The 17,294-nt window shown below is 62.7% G+C and carries 7 protein-coding genes; 4 read left to right on the top strand and 3 right to left on the bottom strand.

Features of this window, described 5'->3' with window-relative positions:
• Positions 1-117 precede the first annotated feature (117 nt).
• Positions 118-1,167 (top strand): ADP-ribosylglycohydrolase family protein, encoded by a 1,050-nt coding sequence (locus tag EJK91_RS23150; RefSeq protein ID WP_444850787.1) that lies wholly within the window; start codon positions 118-120, stop codon positions 1,165-1,167.
• Positions 1,168-1,246: 79 nt separating this feature from the next.
• Entirely contained in the window at positions 1,247-1,672 is a 426-nt protein-coding gene (locus EJK91_RS23090) for a hypothetical protein (protein WP_346773460.1), read from the top strand.
• On the opposite strand, the gene EJK91_RS01900 is transcribed toward EJK91_RS23090, so the two are convergent.
• The 3 genes from EJK91_RS01900 to EJK91_RS01910 form a co-directional block, all read right to left on the bottom strand.
• Entirely contained in the window at positions 1,669-3,510 is a 1,842-nt protein-coding gene (locus tag EJK91_RS01900; RefSeq protein ID WP_125078112.1) for a DUF262 domain-containing protein, read from the bottom strand. The genes EJK91_RS23090 and EJK91_RS01900 overlap by 4 nt on opposite strands.
• Before the next feature lie 149 nt (positions 3,511-3,659).
• Complete coding sequence (locus EJK91_RS01905; RefSeq protein ID WP_125078113.1) at positions 3,660-5,267, bottom strand: GTPase domain-containing protein; 1,608 nt, start codon at positions 5,265-5,267, stop codon at positions 3,660-3,662.
• Positions 5,260-9,039, bottom strand: a complete 3,780-nt coding sequence (locus EJK91_RS01910) for a GTPase (protein WP_164517856.1) — start codon at positions 9,037-9,039, stop codon at positions 5,260-5,262. The genes EJK91_RS01905 and EJK91_RS01910 overlap by 8 nt, the downstream gene beginning before the upstream one ends.
• Positions 9,040-9,325: 286 nt before the next feature.
• Between EJK91_RS01910 and EJK91_RS01915 the strand changes: the two genes are divergently transcribed.
• Both EJK91_RS01915 and EJK91_RS01920 read left to right on the top strand, forming a co-directional pair.
• Positions 9,326-12,640 (top strand): helicase-related protein, encoded by a 3,315-nt coding sequence (locus EJK91_RS01915; RefSeq protein WP_241178605.1) that lies wholly within the window; start codon positions 9,326-9,328, stop codon positions 12,638-12,640.
• Between the two features lie 3 nt (positions 12,641-12,643).
• A complete protein-coding gene (locus EJK91_RS01920) occupies positions 12,644-17,236 on the top strand; it encodes a class I SAM-dependent DNA methyltransferase (protein ID WP_125078115.1) in 4,593 nt (1,530 codons plus the stop codon).
• Positions 17,237-17,294: the final 58 nt, after the last annotated feature.

The raw sequence follows: 17,294 nt of genomic DNA on the forward strand, positions 1-17,294 counted from the left end.
GGGTGAAACGGGGGGCCTCACGTTGACGTGCGCAGCCGCAACTCCCTCGTTAGAAGCAAATTCTGTTGGAGCCGGTCGATAGCCTGCCGGCAGTTTTCCAGCAGARAGGCGGATGCCATGCGGTTGGCAACGGCACAGCACGACCGTGCCTGCGGGACGCTGCTGGCCACCGCTGCCGGTGACGCGCTGGGCGCCGGATATGAATTCGACCCACCGCGCAAGCCTGACGAGCCGGTCGGCATGATCGGCGGCGGCCTGGGGCCGTTTCAGCCGGGTGAATGGACCGACGACACCTCGATGGCCATCGCGATCGCCGAGGTAGCTGCCACGGGTGCCGACCTGGAATCCGAGGTTGCGCTGGACGCGGTGGTCACGCGCTGGCATGAGTGGTTGAAGACCGCGAAGGACGTCGGCGTGCAGACCCGCGCGGTGCTCGCGGCGGCGGGCCGGCGTGGCATCGGCGCACACAGCGCCTTGCAGGAGTCCGCCGCGCTGCACCAGCGCAGTGGCCGGACCGCCGGCAACGGATCGCTGATGCGCACCGCGCCGGTGGAACTGGCCTACGTCGATGACGAGGTCGGGTTGGTCGCTGCCTCGCGCAAGGTCAGCCAACTGACCCACTACGACCTCGATGCCGGGGATGCCTGCGTGCCGTGGTGCACCGCAATCCGCCGCGCCGTGCTGACCGGGCAGCTCGATGCGTGGATTGGGTTGGGGCACCTCGACGCCGACCGTCGGGAGCTGTGGGACCGGCGACTGGCGGAGGCTGAAAGCGCTGCCCCGAGCGCTTTTCGCACAACAACGGCTGGGTGGTGGCCGCGCTGCAGGGAGCGTAGGCGGCGATCTCCACGACCGCAGCGCCCAACGATGCCCCGGCTGCGGGAGTCTTTCGCGCCGATCACCTGCGACTGGCATTGGAGGCCGCGGTGCGAGGTGGCGGGGACACCGACACCGTCGCCGCGATTGCCGGTGGACTGCTCGGCGCCGTCTACGGTGCTCGGCGGTGCCATCGCAGTGGCGGCTGCAACTCGGTGGCTGGCCGGTTCTGCGGACCCGCGGTTTGATTCAGCTGGTAGATGCGACCATCAACAAGGGCGCGCCCGACGAGTTCGACTACACCTACCGTGGTTACCCGGAGGCCCGCCCGATGGTGGCGCATCCGCATGACGACAAGGTGTGGATCGGCGGATTCGCTGGGTTGCGAAGGCTTCCCGCTGACGTGGACTCGGTGGTCTCGTTATGCCGGATGGCCGACGACGATCTGCCGGACGGGGTGCAGCGCCTTGATGTGCGGCTGATCGACGCGGTGGGGAAGAACCCGAACTTGGACTTCGTCCTGCACGACACGGTGCGGGCGGTCGAGCAGTTGCGAGCCGAGGCGCGCACCGTGTTCCTGTGCGTGCAGGCTGCCAGCCGCACTCCGCCTGTCGCGGCGCTCTACGGTGCTCGACGGCAGGGCATCGACATCGACAGGCGTTGGCCGATGTGTGTGCGGCGCTGCCGGGGGCCAGGCCGAATGGTGATTTTCGTGAGGCGTTGCGGCGGTTGGCTCCGGGGGTCGGTTGATCCAGACAGCATGCGAGCGACCGCAGATCGTCGATTCTCACGCGGCTACGAATCGTCTACCTTCGCCCGGTCCTCGGCAGTATCGGTATTCCCTGCGCCTTTCTAGCTTTCGGATCCGGTGGTTGAATCGGTAGGCCCGGGCCAAAGCTGAAGAATGGCCTCGACGAGTTGCGCGCCGCGGTGGTCGACGGCGTGTTCGTCGAAGACTTCCGAGTAGTCGCGTACCACGGTCGTGTTCAGTTTTAGCAGACTGTGCTGAACGAGACTGCGGCGTTTGTCTTTTGATCCGTGGGGGTCATGCCAAGGCAGGTTCGAGAGGCTTGAGTTGAGCGCGCCCGTGGTGAGGGTAAGGTTGCCGAGCCTGTGCAGGTGCATGGTGCGCCATGCGATCGGGTCGTCGTGGCCTTCATTGAGTGGCCAGTGCGCATCCCAGGCTTGCGGGATGATGTGTTCGAGCGTGAGTTTGCTCGGCGCTGGGAGCCCTTGTTCGCCTTTGTTGTCGGTAGCCTGCAGGTATTCCTCGATCCGCCAGAGCACCATCACGAGCCTGTCCTGCCGGCGTTGTCCATATAGGTCCTTGTTGAGAACAGCCTGGCGGAGCTCGTTGTCGCGTGGCCACCGGTTTGCAGGAGCGGTCTCCGCGGCAAGCCGGTTAGTAAGGACATCGTCAGCGTGCGTCAGGTCCTTCTTGATTTCAGCGACTAAGGCTGCCGCCAATCGGTTGTAGTTCTTGGTGGTCCAGCCGCACAGCATTCTTCGGACAAGGAAACTTTCAAGGACCCGGAAGGCGTTCGCGCGCCGCTCCGCGGAGATTTCATCTGAGCGAAGGAACAGCAGAACGACTGGCATGAACGTCGTCGTGTCAAGCAGTTCGAGGAGGTCAGAGAAGCGCCTATCGGGACTTCCTGCGGCGGCCTCTTGGAAACGCCGTAGGGCGGCCGCATCGCGGGTAAGGGCGGGAATGAGTTCAGCCATCGGTGGGCACGTCTGGGGTTGGAGAACTCGCGTACGAAACTTTTCGAACAATTCCGTAGCGGGTATGAGCTCAGCTAGCTCGGCGACCAACCAGTACTGCAGGAACAGATCGCCGTTCTTCGTGAACAAACGCCCCGCGCGGCGGTCCTTGCGCCAATACTCGCGATCAAGCTCGGGGAGCCAGTGCTCGCTGTAGAGATGGTCGCTGTCGACTGCTTCGCCAGCTGCCTTCAGGAATACCGCGTTCTTGAGTAGATCTAACGCGATCAAGGGTGTGCCGCGCCCGTTGAGCGTCTCGAAGATGACCTGCGGGTTGTCGCCGTCCTCCAGCCGGATGGCGACGAGCTTCAAAAGGTCGCTAAGGCTGACCCGAAGTGCTTTGAATGCCTTAGCGGCGAATTCAGGCCCATCATCTCCGGTGTCAGTAACCCACGACTGAATCTGGAGGCAGAAGAACGCATAGGCCTCTTGGATTTCGTTCCCCGGGTCATCAGGTGCCTCCTCTGGTGACCCGTCGGGGTTCATGACGGTTTCGAACGACGCTCTATTCGCGTTGGTCGGCCAAACCTTGAACAGCTCTTCACCCTTGGCCAGTAAGTGATTGTTCAGGGTAAGTCGCCGCAACAGTTCAGCTTCGTCGGGGCAGCCTGCCGCATCGGCGGTACGGGCGGCCGCCGCCAGCAAAATCTGAAGGGTCGTCAGGCGCTGCTGCCCATCAATAACGAGAAAACGCTGCGGCGAGCCAGGAAAGTTTTCCTGCTGCTCGATGACGATCGCCCCGAGAAAGTGCGACGGTGATTTTCCGCTCAACCCCTCGCCCAGAACGTGTTCGGCGACGGTCTTGATGTCATCCCACAAAGGTTCCCACTGCTGATCCTTGTTCCAGACGTAAGGCCGTTGATACAGGGGAATGACATATCGCACATCTAACTGAAATAGGTGCGTCAGAGTCTTTGTCTCAGCCTGCATTGGCGAAACATTACGCGAGCGCAGTACTGGCAGCTACGCCTTCCGAGCTATGAGCCCAGCACGGCCCTTGACGGCCATTTCGGCGGCCTCGGCACGCGCGGACCTGGAAGCTGGGAAACCAACGCAGGCCAGCCAAGAAAAGAGATAGTTCAGCTGACGAGAAGGGCCTCACCTGAGGTGATTAGGTCGCGTAGTTGATCGACCAGGCGATGCAAGCTGTCACGTAGTTCGGCCGGGCCGGCGGTGGCGTCCATGATCCGTTGTCTAGCGTCGTCGGTCAGGCGAGTGAGCGCGTCGAGCGCCAGTCCCTTGGCTTGATCACCGGCGTCGTCAAGGGCCGACTGCAGATTCTTGCGCTGCACTGCGGCTGCCTCGGCCGTGCGTTGCCGGTTGACATATTGAGCTGCGATACCGGCCAGGTCTGCAACAAGCTTTACGCCCGCGGTCGCCGCGGCAATCCGGTTCGCTCCTTGCGTCCCTCCGGTCGCAGCGGCTGTCGGAGCTGGTTGCTTCAACCCGCGATCCTGCTCGAAATAACGCAGGGCGTTCAGAACCGCGTCGCCAACTTCGCGGACTGCATTGGCATAGATGATCGCATCAGGCTGTGAGTCGTCGGGGGCGATTGGCTCACGACGCAACGTGGCGGCCAGAGTCTCGAACTGCTGCCAGTCGGGGCGTGCTCGGGCGGAAGCGATACTCTCGCTAACGTTGTGCAGCAGCTTGTCGATGTCACGTTCACACGCGTCGTACCACGCTCCGATGGATGCTTTCAGCGCCTCCGGAAACCGCTGCTCGGAATCTAAGCGATCGACCGCATCGCCGATGGCCGCAGATAACCTGCCCCGCAAACCAGCTTCGGCCGCGCGGCTCAGGGTATCCAGCTGTGCCAGCCAGGACGTACGCCGTTGCTCGCCTTCATCGCTGACGACGATGTTGTCGAGGTGCGTGGCGAGTTCTTCGTTCAGCTGCGACAGGGTTTGTTGTACGGCTCGACGCCAAAACCGTTGCGCCGCGGCATCCCGCAAATGGCCGAAGGGTGAAGCGCCAAGATCACGGACGGCCGCGAGTAGTCCCACGATCCCGTCCCATTCCCGGGAGTCGTCCCAGACGGCTGGATTCGGGTTCCGCTCGGCGCCGGCCATCTGTGCAAAGTCTTGGCACACCACGTGGACCGGTACCGTTTCGTCAAGGTCGAGTGCGGTTCGAAGTTCCAGGGCCTTTCGTTCGCCCAGTGCCCGGTAACCATCAAGGTCCTCGTCCGGCTCCACCCCAGCTTCATCGAATCGCGAAATCACCACCCAGAGCGAGCCAGGTATCCAATCCTGCTTTATTAGCTCACGTAAGACCGGGAACTCAGCGGTGGCCAACTGTGGGGGCACAGTTATGATAGCGACGTCGGTCGCGGCAATTGCTTCTGAGGCGATCGCCGAATTCTGCTCCGAGCGTGCATCAGATCCCTCGGGAACGAACCCCGGGGTATCGCGCAGGACGCATCCAGCAGCGCGAATTTCGTTGGCCTCAAAGGTCTCATGTCGCGCACTGACCGTTAGCCACGACGGTACTGCTTGCCCGGACTCAATAAGCAGTCGGCGCAGGAGTGAACTCTTGCCGGTGTCATAGGACCCGTAGAGTGTGACGACAGGCTCGTCGATCGCCGCGAGCCGCTGCCATCGTTGCTCGAACGTCGCGCCGATCTCGCCACCCGGAACGGCGTCCAGCCACATTTTTGCTGCTTCGACATCGATGCGTTCACTCATCACGCTCCGCTTTCCGTAATGCCTGTGCTGCAAGCACCAGTTCGTCGGTCACAACCAGACGTTGCTGCAATCGGTCAGCTTCTTGCTGCGCAGCAATCTGTTGATCTCGGTATTGGTCACGCAGGGTTCGGACTTGTGCGGTTCGTTCGTCCAGGTATGCCCACGGTCCCTCTGGTTCGACTATCAGCTGCTTAATCGCCTCGCGGCATTCCGTTTCAACCTGTTCAACGGCACTGTCCCGTATGGATTCCCAATCCCGTTTCGTTTGAACTTGTTTTACCCAAAGTGTTGCATCGATAGCGACAGCGGCGACCCCAAACACAACACCAACTCGTCCGACCGCTTTACCGGCCTTGATAGCGCCCCACGGCCTAAATTTGTGCCCGAAACGGTGTCCAATGTGTAGCGCGGCCTGGCGGTTGCCGAGCGCCCTACCTAGTTGAGCTCCGAGATTTGCTACCCAACCCGCCGCTCCGGCTACTTCCTTGACTGTATCAGCGGAGCCTCCAGCTGATACCTCAGCCGACAGGTTGAGGTTGGCGTTGAATCCGGCTGCGGCTTCCTCTCGGCTGATTGCCGAGAGGTGGGTAGCCGACCAGTCATTGACCTTGTCGGTAGCAGTTTGCATGAATCGTTCGATTTCGGCCTGGGATTCGGAGCTGCGCCAGGAATAAATCGCGTCGGCCAGGCCCTGGCCGTCGCCCACGCCAACTGCTCGAATACGGGCTATAGCCTGCGCTAGCGGCAGCGCAAGCACATCGGCCAGTTCATGCTCCAGCGACTGGTGCAGGGACATTGCGTCTTTTAGGCAGATGCCCATTGCTGCAAGCAGCGAGTCATGTTTGCTGGTCTCCTCGCGGTAGGTAACGACACTGCGGTAGGTGTACTCACGCAGCGTAAGTAATTGCGTTTCCGCGACGTCGAACGCCGCGAGGACCGTGGCGGGTTCCAGATCGTTCCTCGCCCAGCCGCGTAGTACGCCGACTAGCGCAGCGATTCCATCCCAAGCTCGGTGTGCGACGTAATCGGCTGCCGTAACCGAAGGCTGCGAACCGACTCCGACGAATGGGTCTGCAGCGACACCGTGAATATACGCCGGTGGTGCCGCAATGCCACGGGAGTGCAGTGCGGCGGCGAGTTCGGCCTGCTTGCGGTGTCGACGGTTAAAGTACTCTTCGGGCGAGTCGACTGGGTCGACGCCTAGCCCATCGCAACGGTTGATGATGAACAATATGCGGGGCCACTTGCCCACGGTGGTTGACGTGCCGTTGATGATTGCCTCTAGCGCTGCCGTGTCGCCGATGAGCAGGTTCACGTGCAGTACGACGATCACTAGTGCCGCGTCACGGACGCTGGTCAACGCCAATTCATCGTCGCCGGTTCGACGGCTCTGGAATCCCGGAGTGTCGACAATGTCGAAACACTCCAGAGGATAGCGACGTACTTGGTCGGTGCTGGGGCCAGCCCGGACGTGTAGTGAGTCGGGTGTGTTGCCGTCGAATTCAGCGATCAAGCGCTTGATGAATGACGATTTGCCGGTGCTGTAGTCCCCGGCCACAACAACCGCGGGGCGGGGGAGAGCAAGAGCCGCCGTGGCGATCGGTCTAAACGCCTCATCGGATTCAGCCGCCCGCGCAACGCGTTGTTGCCAGGAATATACAGCCGCAGCATTTGGACGGGAAAACATTTCCTGAAATATTCGGCGTAGGGCGGCTAGGTCGCGGTCATGGTGCGGTTGGCAGATGAGTTGCAAATCTGCAGCGCTGGAGCGGAGTTGGTAGTTATCGCCGTGGTCGCACCAGTCCTCACCGAGCAGAATCTCGCGGGAGCGGCGCTCACTGACATCGTCTTGGGCACTGCTCTGTAGCAGCTGGTCTGTCACATCCAGCAGGTGGAACGGTGTGGTCTGGGCAATCGCAGTTGCTTCGGTGCGCAGACCGTTGCGGAGAGCCTCAACGTCGACGCGCAGCGCCGCTAGGGTCACAAGTTCGATGAGGATTGGGCGAACTAGAGCAGCGGCAGCCGTCCATGCTGCTTCGGAAGCCTCGGCCGCGAATTGGGTCTCGATGGCGTTGAGCGTGTCGTGGACGGCCTTACGCCCTAGGTGAGCCGCCTTTGCGCGTGCCCGGGCTTTGTTGTGTGTAGCGGAGCGGTTTACTTTCTCCCCGACCCACTGCAAGGCGGTCGCGGCCGCGCCGATCCCGACCGCTACGGCGGCTGCAGCCCACCCTAGCGGGTTCGACATCAGAACAGGTACTGCGACGGCAGCGACTCCTCCTACCGCTCCGCCACCGCGCAGAATATTTGCGAAGCGGTTCGCCGTATCGCCGGCGCCGCCATCAAAGCTGACCTTCTCGAATTGGGTCGACTCGCTTCGACGCAACTCCACCGCGGCCAGGGACAGCTCCCTTTCCAGGAACTCCGAGGCTTCGGCACTCACTCGTTGGAGTGCGTCCGTGACCTCCGCGTCCCTGAACACCCGGCGCGGGAAGGTGTCAGCGTCGATCGTCTTACCTTTGTTGAACGCCTCATGCTCTAGATCCTTGAAGCGACGTAACGCCTTGCTACGGGCCTCGGCGAGATGCCGTTTCAGGAGGTTACGTACCTGCCGTACCAAGGTCCCGTCCTGCGGCGCGCGATAGGGCGCGCGTCGGGCACTCTCTGCCAGGTGAAGTAGATCCGCGTGCCAGACGTCGTCATGCAAGTAAGGCGTGCGAGCAGCAACTTCGAGGTAGCCGAGCACCTCCAGATACTGCCGGGTCACGCGATCGAGCTCATCAATACGCTCACCGAGGCGCGTATGTAGGTCATCAAGCGACGATGCTTCGTCGTGGAGACGCGTCCGCACACCTTCTCGCAGGGACTTCAGTCGAAGTTGAGCGCCACCGGCGGCAATGCAGGCCGATAGCACCTCCTCCAGGGCTGCGAAATTCGACCAGCGGGCCAGATAGTCGATTCCAAATTTGTCACGGTCGTCGTGGAAGTTCTGTTCGGCCGGTCCACGGTAGGGAGTTGCCGCCCGGGCGAACAACGCGCGCCGGCTAGAAATGGCGACCACTGGCACATCGTTAAGGTCGATATTGGCCAGCTCCGTGCGGATGTTCTCGGCATGCTGGGCGACGGGCTCGGACATGTTGTGTCGTGCGTTCTGACTGGGCACTCGTGCCGGGTGACGCCAGCGCGGGTTCCGTACATTAAGAACGGCAATGACGGGTTTGCCGAAGTGCTTCACCCAATCTGCGACCTTCGTGAACTCAGTCGCCTGCTGACTCTGGGTATCGAAGCACAGCAGCACGACGTCGGCGACCTCAACCGCCCGGCGGGCGGTGGCCTCCAGCTCGTCGCGGCTTCTACGGCCGCCCCAGCCGTTGATCCCGGGTGTGTCGTATAGGCGGCAGCTGCGCCACGGGATGGATTCGACCGTCGTCGTCCAGTCGGACTCGCCGGGTGATACTGCCGAACCGTCCAACTCGCCGAATGCTGATAGCAGCGTGCTTTTGCCTGCGCCGGTACGGCCGAAGAATACGATGTTGAACGATGACAGGACGTTGGACTGCTCGGTCAGATGACCAGTGACGCGGCCGGCGAAGCGTGACCTCATATTGGCAAACTCGGCGGACAGGTAATCCTGCTCACCGCCTCTGGCTAGCGTGGCGCCGGCAGTGCGATAGGCGTCGATTGCCCGCGCGGTTACTGATTCCAGTACTGCCAGCTCCCGCTGCCCCGCCTGCAAGGCATCAACTAGACATTCATCGAAGGATGCGCCGGGCAATCTGGTACTCGTCATTTGGTTGGCCCCGCCGTTCTCAAGCTCAGCAGCAATTGCTAGAAGGTTGTCTGCGCAATCGGGTCCTTAACGCCTCCATGATGGATTTTGCAGAGTGTAAGCAGGGCCGCCGACACCTGAGGTCACAACATCGATCTTTCAGCACGATAAGGCCCGATTGCCTGAAGTCACGCCTAGCATTGGCGCCGAAGCAGGCCGCGGATGTGATGGGGCGAAATGGGTACGGGCTGGATCGGCGGATCAGGCTGGCCGTCGGCCGGGTGGCGCTGCCATGCCTAGATACAGGTTCCGCTGGTCGAATCTGCCGCGGCAGGTACTCAGTGCACTGAGCCAGGCCCTGATCGCCGACGCGTATGCCTACGACCCCGCCGAGGCACTCCAAGACGTCTACGGCGCCCGGCCGAAGGACGATTTCGTCTGCGAGGCCTGGCCTACCCTCCGGGAGACGTGGCTCAAAGACGACAACTCATCGCGCGACTGGATTGTCACCATGCTGCGGCAGACTCGCCACGAGGACGGCACGCTGACCAAGCGCCGCGACCAGCTGGAGTATCTACGGGAACTGCGTAACGCCAAGAACTTGCGGGCTATCGTCCTGACAGCGTTCATTGCTGCAGGCGAGGTCGCGCCGACCGACACCGGACGCAAGCCGCTACCGGCGGCCCAGCAACCACCGCCCCCTGGAGAAGATGTGACCACAACGGCCGAGACGCCGACCGCCACGCCGAAAGAACAGCCCCTCAACGTCGCCCCCGGATCCATCGTGGTCATCCGCGACGAACAGTGGCTGGTCACCTCCGCCGAACAGGGCGCCGACGGCTGGCTGGTCCGAGTCCGCGGCCTGTCTGAACTGGTCGCCGATACCACCGCCGCCTTCTACTCAAGCCTCGACAAGATCGAGCCGCAGGACCCCAAGGAGGCGAGAGTTGTCGCCGACGGATCATCCGGATACCGCAACGCTCGGCTCTGGTTGGAAGCTCTGCTGCGTAAGACCCCGGTTCCGTACGGCGACCAGGCGATCACCGTTTCCACCCACATGCTCGTCGATACCCTCGAGTACCAGAAAGCAGCGATCACCGCCGCGCTGGATCCCGCCCACATCCGCCCGCGCATCCTGATCGCCGACGCCGTCGGCCTGGGTAAGACCATCGAGATCGGGATGATCCTCTCCGAGCTGGTGCGACGCGGCCGCGGCGAGCGCATCTTGATCGTCACCCCGAAGCATGTGCTCGAACAGATGCAGCACGAGCTGTGGTGCCGCTTTGCGCTGCCCTTCGTGCGGCTGGATTCGGCCGGCATCCAAAAGGTGCGCCAGAAGCTGCCGGCCACCCGCAACCCGTTCACCTACTACAAACGGGCCATCATCTCAATCGACACACTCAAAAGCCCCCGTTACAAGGCACACCTGGATCGTCAACTGTGGGATGCGGTGGTCATCGACGAATCGCACAATCTCACCAACGTCGGTGCCCAGCGCAACGAACTGGCTCGGGTCCTGGCACCCAACACCGAAGCCTTGATCTTGGCTTCGGCCACTCCGCACAACGGTCGAGACGAATCGTTCGCCGAGCTGCTCCGGTTGCTAGACCCGACCATCGTCAAACCTGACGGCTCGTTCACCAAGCAGGACGTGGAGTCGCTGCTGATCCGCCGGCACCGCTACAGCCCCGACGTCGCGAAAGAAGTCGGCGCCGACTGGGCCGAACGCCCCGAACCGGTACACCAGCTGGTCACCCCGTCGCCCGCCGAGGATGCGGTCGCCGAGGAGTTGTCCCGCACCTGGCTATACCCGCCCACCGGAAGCTCCCCCTACTCCGGGGACACCAAAGCCCTGTTCCCGTGGACGTTGGCCAAGGCGTTCCTGTCTTCGCCGGCGGCGCTGGCCGAATCGATCAAAGCCCGCCACAGCAAACTGAACAGCCAAGACCCCGCGCAGAACAGGGAACTCGAAGCACTCAATGCCCTCGACGAGCTCAACGCCAAGGCTCTGAGCACACCGGCTGGCAAGTTCACCGCGCTCACCGACCGGCTCCGAGAGATAGGCGTCGGCAAAGACAAGCCGATGCGGGCGGTTGTGTTTGCCGAACGGGTCGCCACCCTGACCTGGCTGCGCGACCACCTGCCCAAGGCGACCGGGCTCGAACCGGAGAACGTCGCGATGTTGCACGGCGGGCTCTCCGACGTCGAGCAGCAAGAGATCGTAGACAGATTCAAACTGGAGACCTCCCCGATCCGGGTGCTGGTCACAGGCGACGTGGCCTCCGAAGGGGTCAACCTGCATGCCCAGTGCCACCATCTGATCCACTACGACATCCCGTGGAGCCTGATCCGCATCGAGCAACGCAACGGCCGCATCGACCGTTACGGCCAGAAACATCCGCCGGTGATCTCCTCACTGATCCTAGCCCCCGCCGACGAGAAGTTCTCCGGTGATCTGAGGGTGCTGTCCCGGTTGCTGGAACGCGAAACCCAGGCGCACACCACCCTCGGCGATGTCGCTTCGCTGATGGGCAAGCACAGCGTCACCGAGGAAGAAAACGTCATCCGCGACGTGCTCGCTAAAGGCCGCAACATCGACGATGCAGTGCGCACCGCCCAGCAGGTCGCCGACGGCGACGACCTCGATGCGTTGTTCGCCCAATTCGACGGGGTCGACGACACTCCCGCACCGTTGCCCCAAGCCCCCCGGCAAAGCCTCTACGTCGACGATCTGACCTTCCTCAACGAAGCCCTACACGCCGCCTTCCATGACGTGCCACATACTCCACCCAACAACGGTGGAGTCGGCTGGAAGGTCAGCCCCGCCCACGGGATCGCGGAGCTAACCCCGCCGAAAGACCTGCGGCAGCGGCTCGGCCAGCTCCCGCAGAACTACCTACTGCATGGTCGCGTCCTGGAACGGCTCAAGCTAGCCACCACCACCGCTGTGGGGGAGGCGCACCTGCGCGCGGCCCGCGGCGGCAAGGGCGTCAACAACACCACCTGGCCTGAAGCGCTCTACCTGGGCCCGCTGCACCCGGTGCTGGACTGGGCCAGCGACCGCGCCCTGGCAGCACTCGGGCGCAACCAGGTGTTTGCCATCCGCGGCGACGTCGACGCGCCCACCGTGCTGCTAATGGGCACGTTGACCAACAAACGCGGGCAACTGATTTCACGAGTGTTCTCCACCGCCACCTTTCCCAACCCAGGCAACCCCAGCTTCTGCCTGGTCGAGGCGCTAGAAGACCTGACCTTCCTCACCGCCGACACCGGACTCAGGCCCGGCTCGTCTAACCCCGGCCCGATCACCGATGCCGAACGCTACCGGGCGCTGATCCCGATCGCGGTCGATAACGCCCACCGCGAGATGCGCCGGGTCCTCGATGCCCAAGAACAGGCCACCAACGCGCGACTCAAAGCGTGGCGGCAACGCGCCGCCCGCTGGCACGACGAAGTCGAAAAGTTGGAACTGTTCGGCGCGCAGCGTTCCCGGGTCACCAAACTGAGCCGACGCATCACCGAAGAACAACAGCTGGCGGATCTGCTGGCTCCCACCCAGCAGCTGGTGCGCCCGCTGCTGGTGATCGTTTCCGGAAAGGACCGATAGACCGTGGCCTCCTACGATTCGATCGTCGTCGGCGAGGACTGGATCAGCGAGCACTACTTCACCACCGACTCGACTCGGGAATCCTTCCAAGGCAAGGTGATCGAGCTGCGCAAGCAGTGGGATGCCGAAGCCAAGGAAGGCCGCGACACCATCCGCCACCGGCTGCTGGCTGCGACCCGCGATCTACAAACCGCCCTGTCGGCGCTGGCTGAGAACCCTGATGCCGCCCGCGACGCACACACCCTGGTGCGCTGCACCCTCGGCTACTCGAAGACCCTCGCTGAGTTCACTGGCGAACGCGCTGGAACCGAACTGCGGCTACCCAACGCCCAACCACCCGGCGTCACCAGTGTCCTGCTGCTGCAAGCCCACCCGGTCGCATCGATCGACGACCTGCTCGACCCACAAACCAGCCGGCTGCTGGAAGCCGGCGAAGAAGACGGCAAACCAATCGAGGCGGTCTCCAAGGCGATCTCGGCAGCATTCCGCGCCGACGAACCACCGGCGTTCGTGTTGGTGCAAGCGGGGCAATGGGTGCTGCTCGCCGAAGCCGAACGCTGGGCTGAAGGCCGCTACCTTGCGGTCGATCTGCTGGTGGTGGCCGAGCGGCGCGACGACACCAGGGGTGGTGAGATCGACCGGGTCGCCGCCATCCTCGGCAGCCAAGCCCTGTTGCCCGATGCCGACGGAAATATCTGGTGGGCAGGCGTTCTCGACGACTCGATCAAACACACCGTCGGAGTGTCGAAGGATCTGCGGGAAGGCATTCGGCTCTCGATTGAGATCATCGCCAACGACGTCGTCGCTCGGCGCGCCGAGCGTGGCTTGCCGCTGCACGACATCGATCCTCAACAGCTCGCCAAGCACGCGCTGCGGTTCCTCTATCGCATCCTGTTCCTACTGTATGCCGAAGCATCCCCCGAGCTGCGAGTACTGCCCTCGGGCGCTCCCGAATACGGCGAAGGCTACGGCCTGGACCGACTGCGGGAGCTGACGCTGACCGAACTGGTCTCGCCGGCGGCGAAATCCGGCACCCACCTGTATGAGTCGTTGGCGACGCTGTTTCGGCTGGTCGATTCCGGCCACACCCCACCCAAGACCCACCTCATCGACGATCCAGCCCCCGGGCTGGAGTTCAATGCGCTGCGCGCCGACCTGTTCGCCAAGGAAGCAACCGCGCTGATCGATCAGGTCGGGTTGAGTAACGAAGCCACCCAGCAGGTGCTGGAACATCTGCTGCTGTCTAAGGAATCCAAGGGCCGCAAGGGCGCCGACCGCGGCTTCATCTCCTACGCCGAACTCGGCATCAACCAGCTCGGCGCGGTGTATGAGGGCCTGATGTCCTATACCGGCTTCTTCGCCGACGAAGACCTCTACGAAGTTGCGAAGAACGGTGACCCGGAGAAAGGTTCCTGGGTGGTGCCGGTGTCCCGGTCGGATCACCTGGCGAAATCCGACTTCGTGATGACGACCGATGAAACCACCGGCGAATCGGTTCCGGTGTTGCATCCGGCCGAGACCTTCGTGTTCCGATTGGCGGGGCGGGAACGTCAGCAGTCGGCGTCGTACTACACGCCTGAGGTGCTGACGAAATTCGTGGTGTCCCAGGCACTGGCCGAGCTGCTCGATCAGGACGGGCAGCGCACCACGCCCGAGCAGATCCTGACACTGACCATCTGCGAGCCGGCACTGGGATCGGGCGCCTTCGCGATCGAAGCGGTGCGCCAGCTGGCCGCCGAGTACCTCAAACGCGCCCAGGAAGACCGCGGCGAAGTCATCGACGCCGACCAATACCAGGTCGAGCTACAGAAGGTGAAAGCCTATCTCGCACTGCACCAGGTCTACGGAGTGGACCTCAACGCGACTGCCGTCGAACTCGCCGAAATCTCGCTCTGGCTCGATACCATGGTCGCCGGGCTGGGTGCCCCATGGTTCGGCCTGCACCTGCGCCGCGGCAATTCGCTGATCGGAGCCCGCCGTGCGGTGTACCCACCAACATCGTTGGCCAAGAAGGCGTGGCTCAAAGAAGTACCCAAAGATGTGCCGCTGGGGAGGGAAATCGGTGGGGGCATCCACCACTTTCTGCTGCCCGCCCAAGGCTGGGGCGCGGTCATCGACACCCCGGAAGCCAAAACCTACGCACCCGACAATCGTGAAGAGCTGCGGCTGTGGCGCAACAGCATTCGCGGCACCCCGAGTGCCGGCATCAAGAAGCGGCTGGCCGCGTTGGCCCAGCGGGTGGAAACCCTGTGGGAGTTCACCCAGCGCCGGCTGACCATCGCCGAATCCGAAATTCGCCGCGACATCCATCTGTGGGGCCAGCCACCCCTCGACCAGCCGCAGGCCGTGGTCACCCGCGAACAGATCGAAGCCGTGCTGCACGACGACAACGGAGCCTACCGACGGCTGCGTCGAGTCATGGATTCCTGGTGCGCGCTGTGGTCCTGGTCGCTGACCACCGACATCGACCCACCGGACTGGGATCAGTGGATTGGCGGGCTGGAAGCGATCCTGGGAGTACCGCCCAAGGCAGGGAAGTTCGAGAAATACGGACAGACCAGCCTCGCCGGCGATCTGAGCTGGCAAGAGCTTGATTTAGCCGAAGACACCGATCGCACTTTCGCTCAAGCCCTGTCGATCGGCAAAGCGCTGGATGCGTTCCCCTGGCTGCGGGTGTGCGACAGCATCGCCCAGATGCAAGGCTTCTTCCACTGGGAGTTGGACTTCGCGCCGGTGTTCGCTCGTGGTGGCTTCGACCTGCAAGTGGGTAACCCGCCCTGGGTGCGGCCAGACTGGGACGAAGCCGGGGTGCTTGCGGAGTTCGACCCGTGGTGGGCGCTGACCGATAAGCCCGCCGAGACGGTCAAGGTTAGTAAGCGGCAGGAAATGCTGGCGCAGCCGGCGGCACTTGGCGAGTTTCTCGATGAGCGTGCGGAACAGGCTGGGGCAAACGAACACCTCGGATCGAGGGTTGATCGACCGGTGCTGGGTGGACTTCGAACGGATCTGTACCGCTGCTTTATGGAACGCGCGTGGCGATCGATGGCGCCGGACGGGATTGTCGGGCTGATCCATCCAGAAAGTCACTTCACGGAGTTGCGAGCGAAAGGCCTACGGCGAGTCGCTTACCGGCGTCTGCGTCGGCACTTTAAGTTCCACAACAACACCTACCAGTTCCCGGAGATAGGCCACAAGAAGACGTTCGGCATACACATATACGGACGCACCGACGCCGTGGGGTTCCTGCAGGCGTCATGGATCTTCGCGCCGGCCGTTATCGAGCGTTCCTTGGTGCACGATGGATCAGGGCCAGCGCCAGGCATGAAGGACATGGACGATAACTGGGATCTGAGACCACATCGCGAGCGCATCGTCCGCGTCGATGAATCAGTATTGGCAGGTTGGGCCGCTCTGATTGACGAACCCGGCACACCGCCGGAAGAAGCCCGGATGTTGTACCCGGTGAACCGCGCCAGCGCTGAAGTCCTCGACAAGATCGCGGATGCACCTCGCCTCGGCGACATCGGTTTCGAGTGGACGTTCGGCTGGAATGAGACGACCGACCGCAAGCTGGGGTTCTTCGAGTCCGAGTCCGCGGTCCCCGAGCGGTGGGAGGACGCGATCCTCCAAGGGCCGCACCTGACTGTCGCGACACCGCTGTTTAAGCAGCCAAATCCCACTGCCAAGCATCAGCAGGATTACACGGAGTTGGACCTGGATTCGATCGACGTAAATTTTGTCCCCCGTACTAACTACCAGGTCGCGAAGCCGTACACGGAGTACATCGCCGCTTACCCGAAGTGGCACGGCGAACCTAGCTCAAGCTACTTCCGACTGGCGTGGCGACGTATGGCGGACTCGGCCACCGTTCGTACCCTGCACTCCGCGATCGTTCCGCCGGGGCCATGTCACGTTCATCCTGTTCTGTCAGCAACAACAACCGACAACGTGGACATCGCAGTAGCAGCCGGGATTTGGGCATCGTTGCCAGTGGACTTCCTTGTCAAAACTTCGGGGGCAGCCGAGCTGAGTCAGAATGTTATCCGGCGTTTCCCGCATATTCGCAACCACCTCTTCGAATCTCAACTCCTGCTGCGTACGCTCCGCCTGAACTGTCTTGTCCAACCGTACGAGCTACTTTGGGAAGAGCTCTACGACAAGGCGTGGCAACAAGATTCGTGGGTGCCGCACGTCGGCGTGGACTATGCCGGACGTGCTGCACTGGGTGATGTTGGACCGAACTGGGAGTGGGCAACCCCGCTGCGCCGCGCCGCCGATCGTCGGCAAGCGCTGGTGGAGATCGACGCAATCGTCGCAATCATGCTCGGCATCACCGCCGAGGAGCTGACCACGATCTACCGCACCCAGTTCCCGGTGCTGCAGAAATACGAGCGCGACGCCCTCTACGACGCCACCGGGCGCCAACTGCCCGGCAAACTCGCGGCGCAGTACCGCAAGAACGGCGCACTGAAGGCCGACGATTTGACCGTCGACGGTGTCACCTACGTCGAACCCTTCGTCGGAGTCGACCGCGAACGCGATATGGAACTGGCGCACAAGCACTTCACCGCTATCGCGAACCAGCACGACAAGTGACGGAGGAAGGTTCTGACGATATGGACCCTATGGCACACCTAAATCCGGCGACCCTGAA

This window comes from Mycobacterium sp. P7213 (assembly GCF_900604305.1).
Lineage (GTDB): Bacteria > Actinomycetota > Actinomycetes > Mycobacteriales > Mycobacteriaceae > Mycobacterium.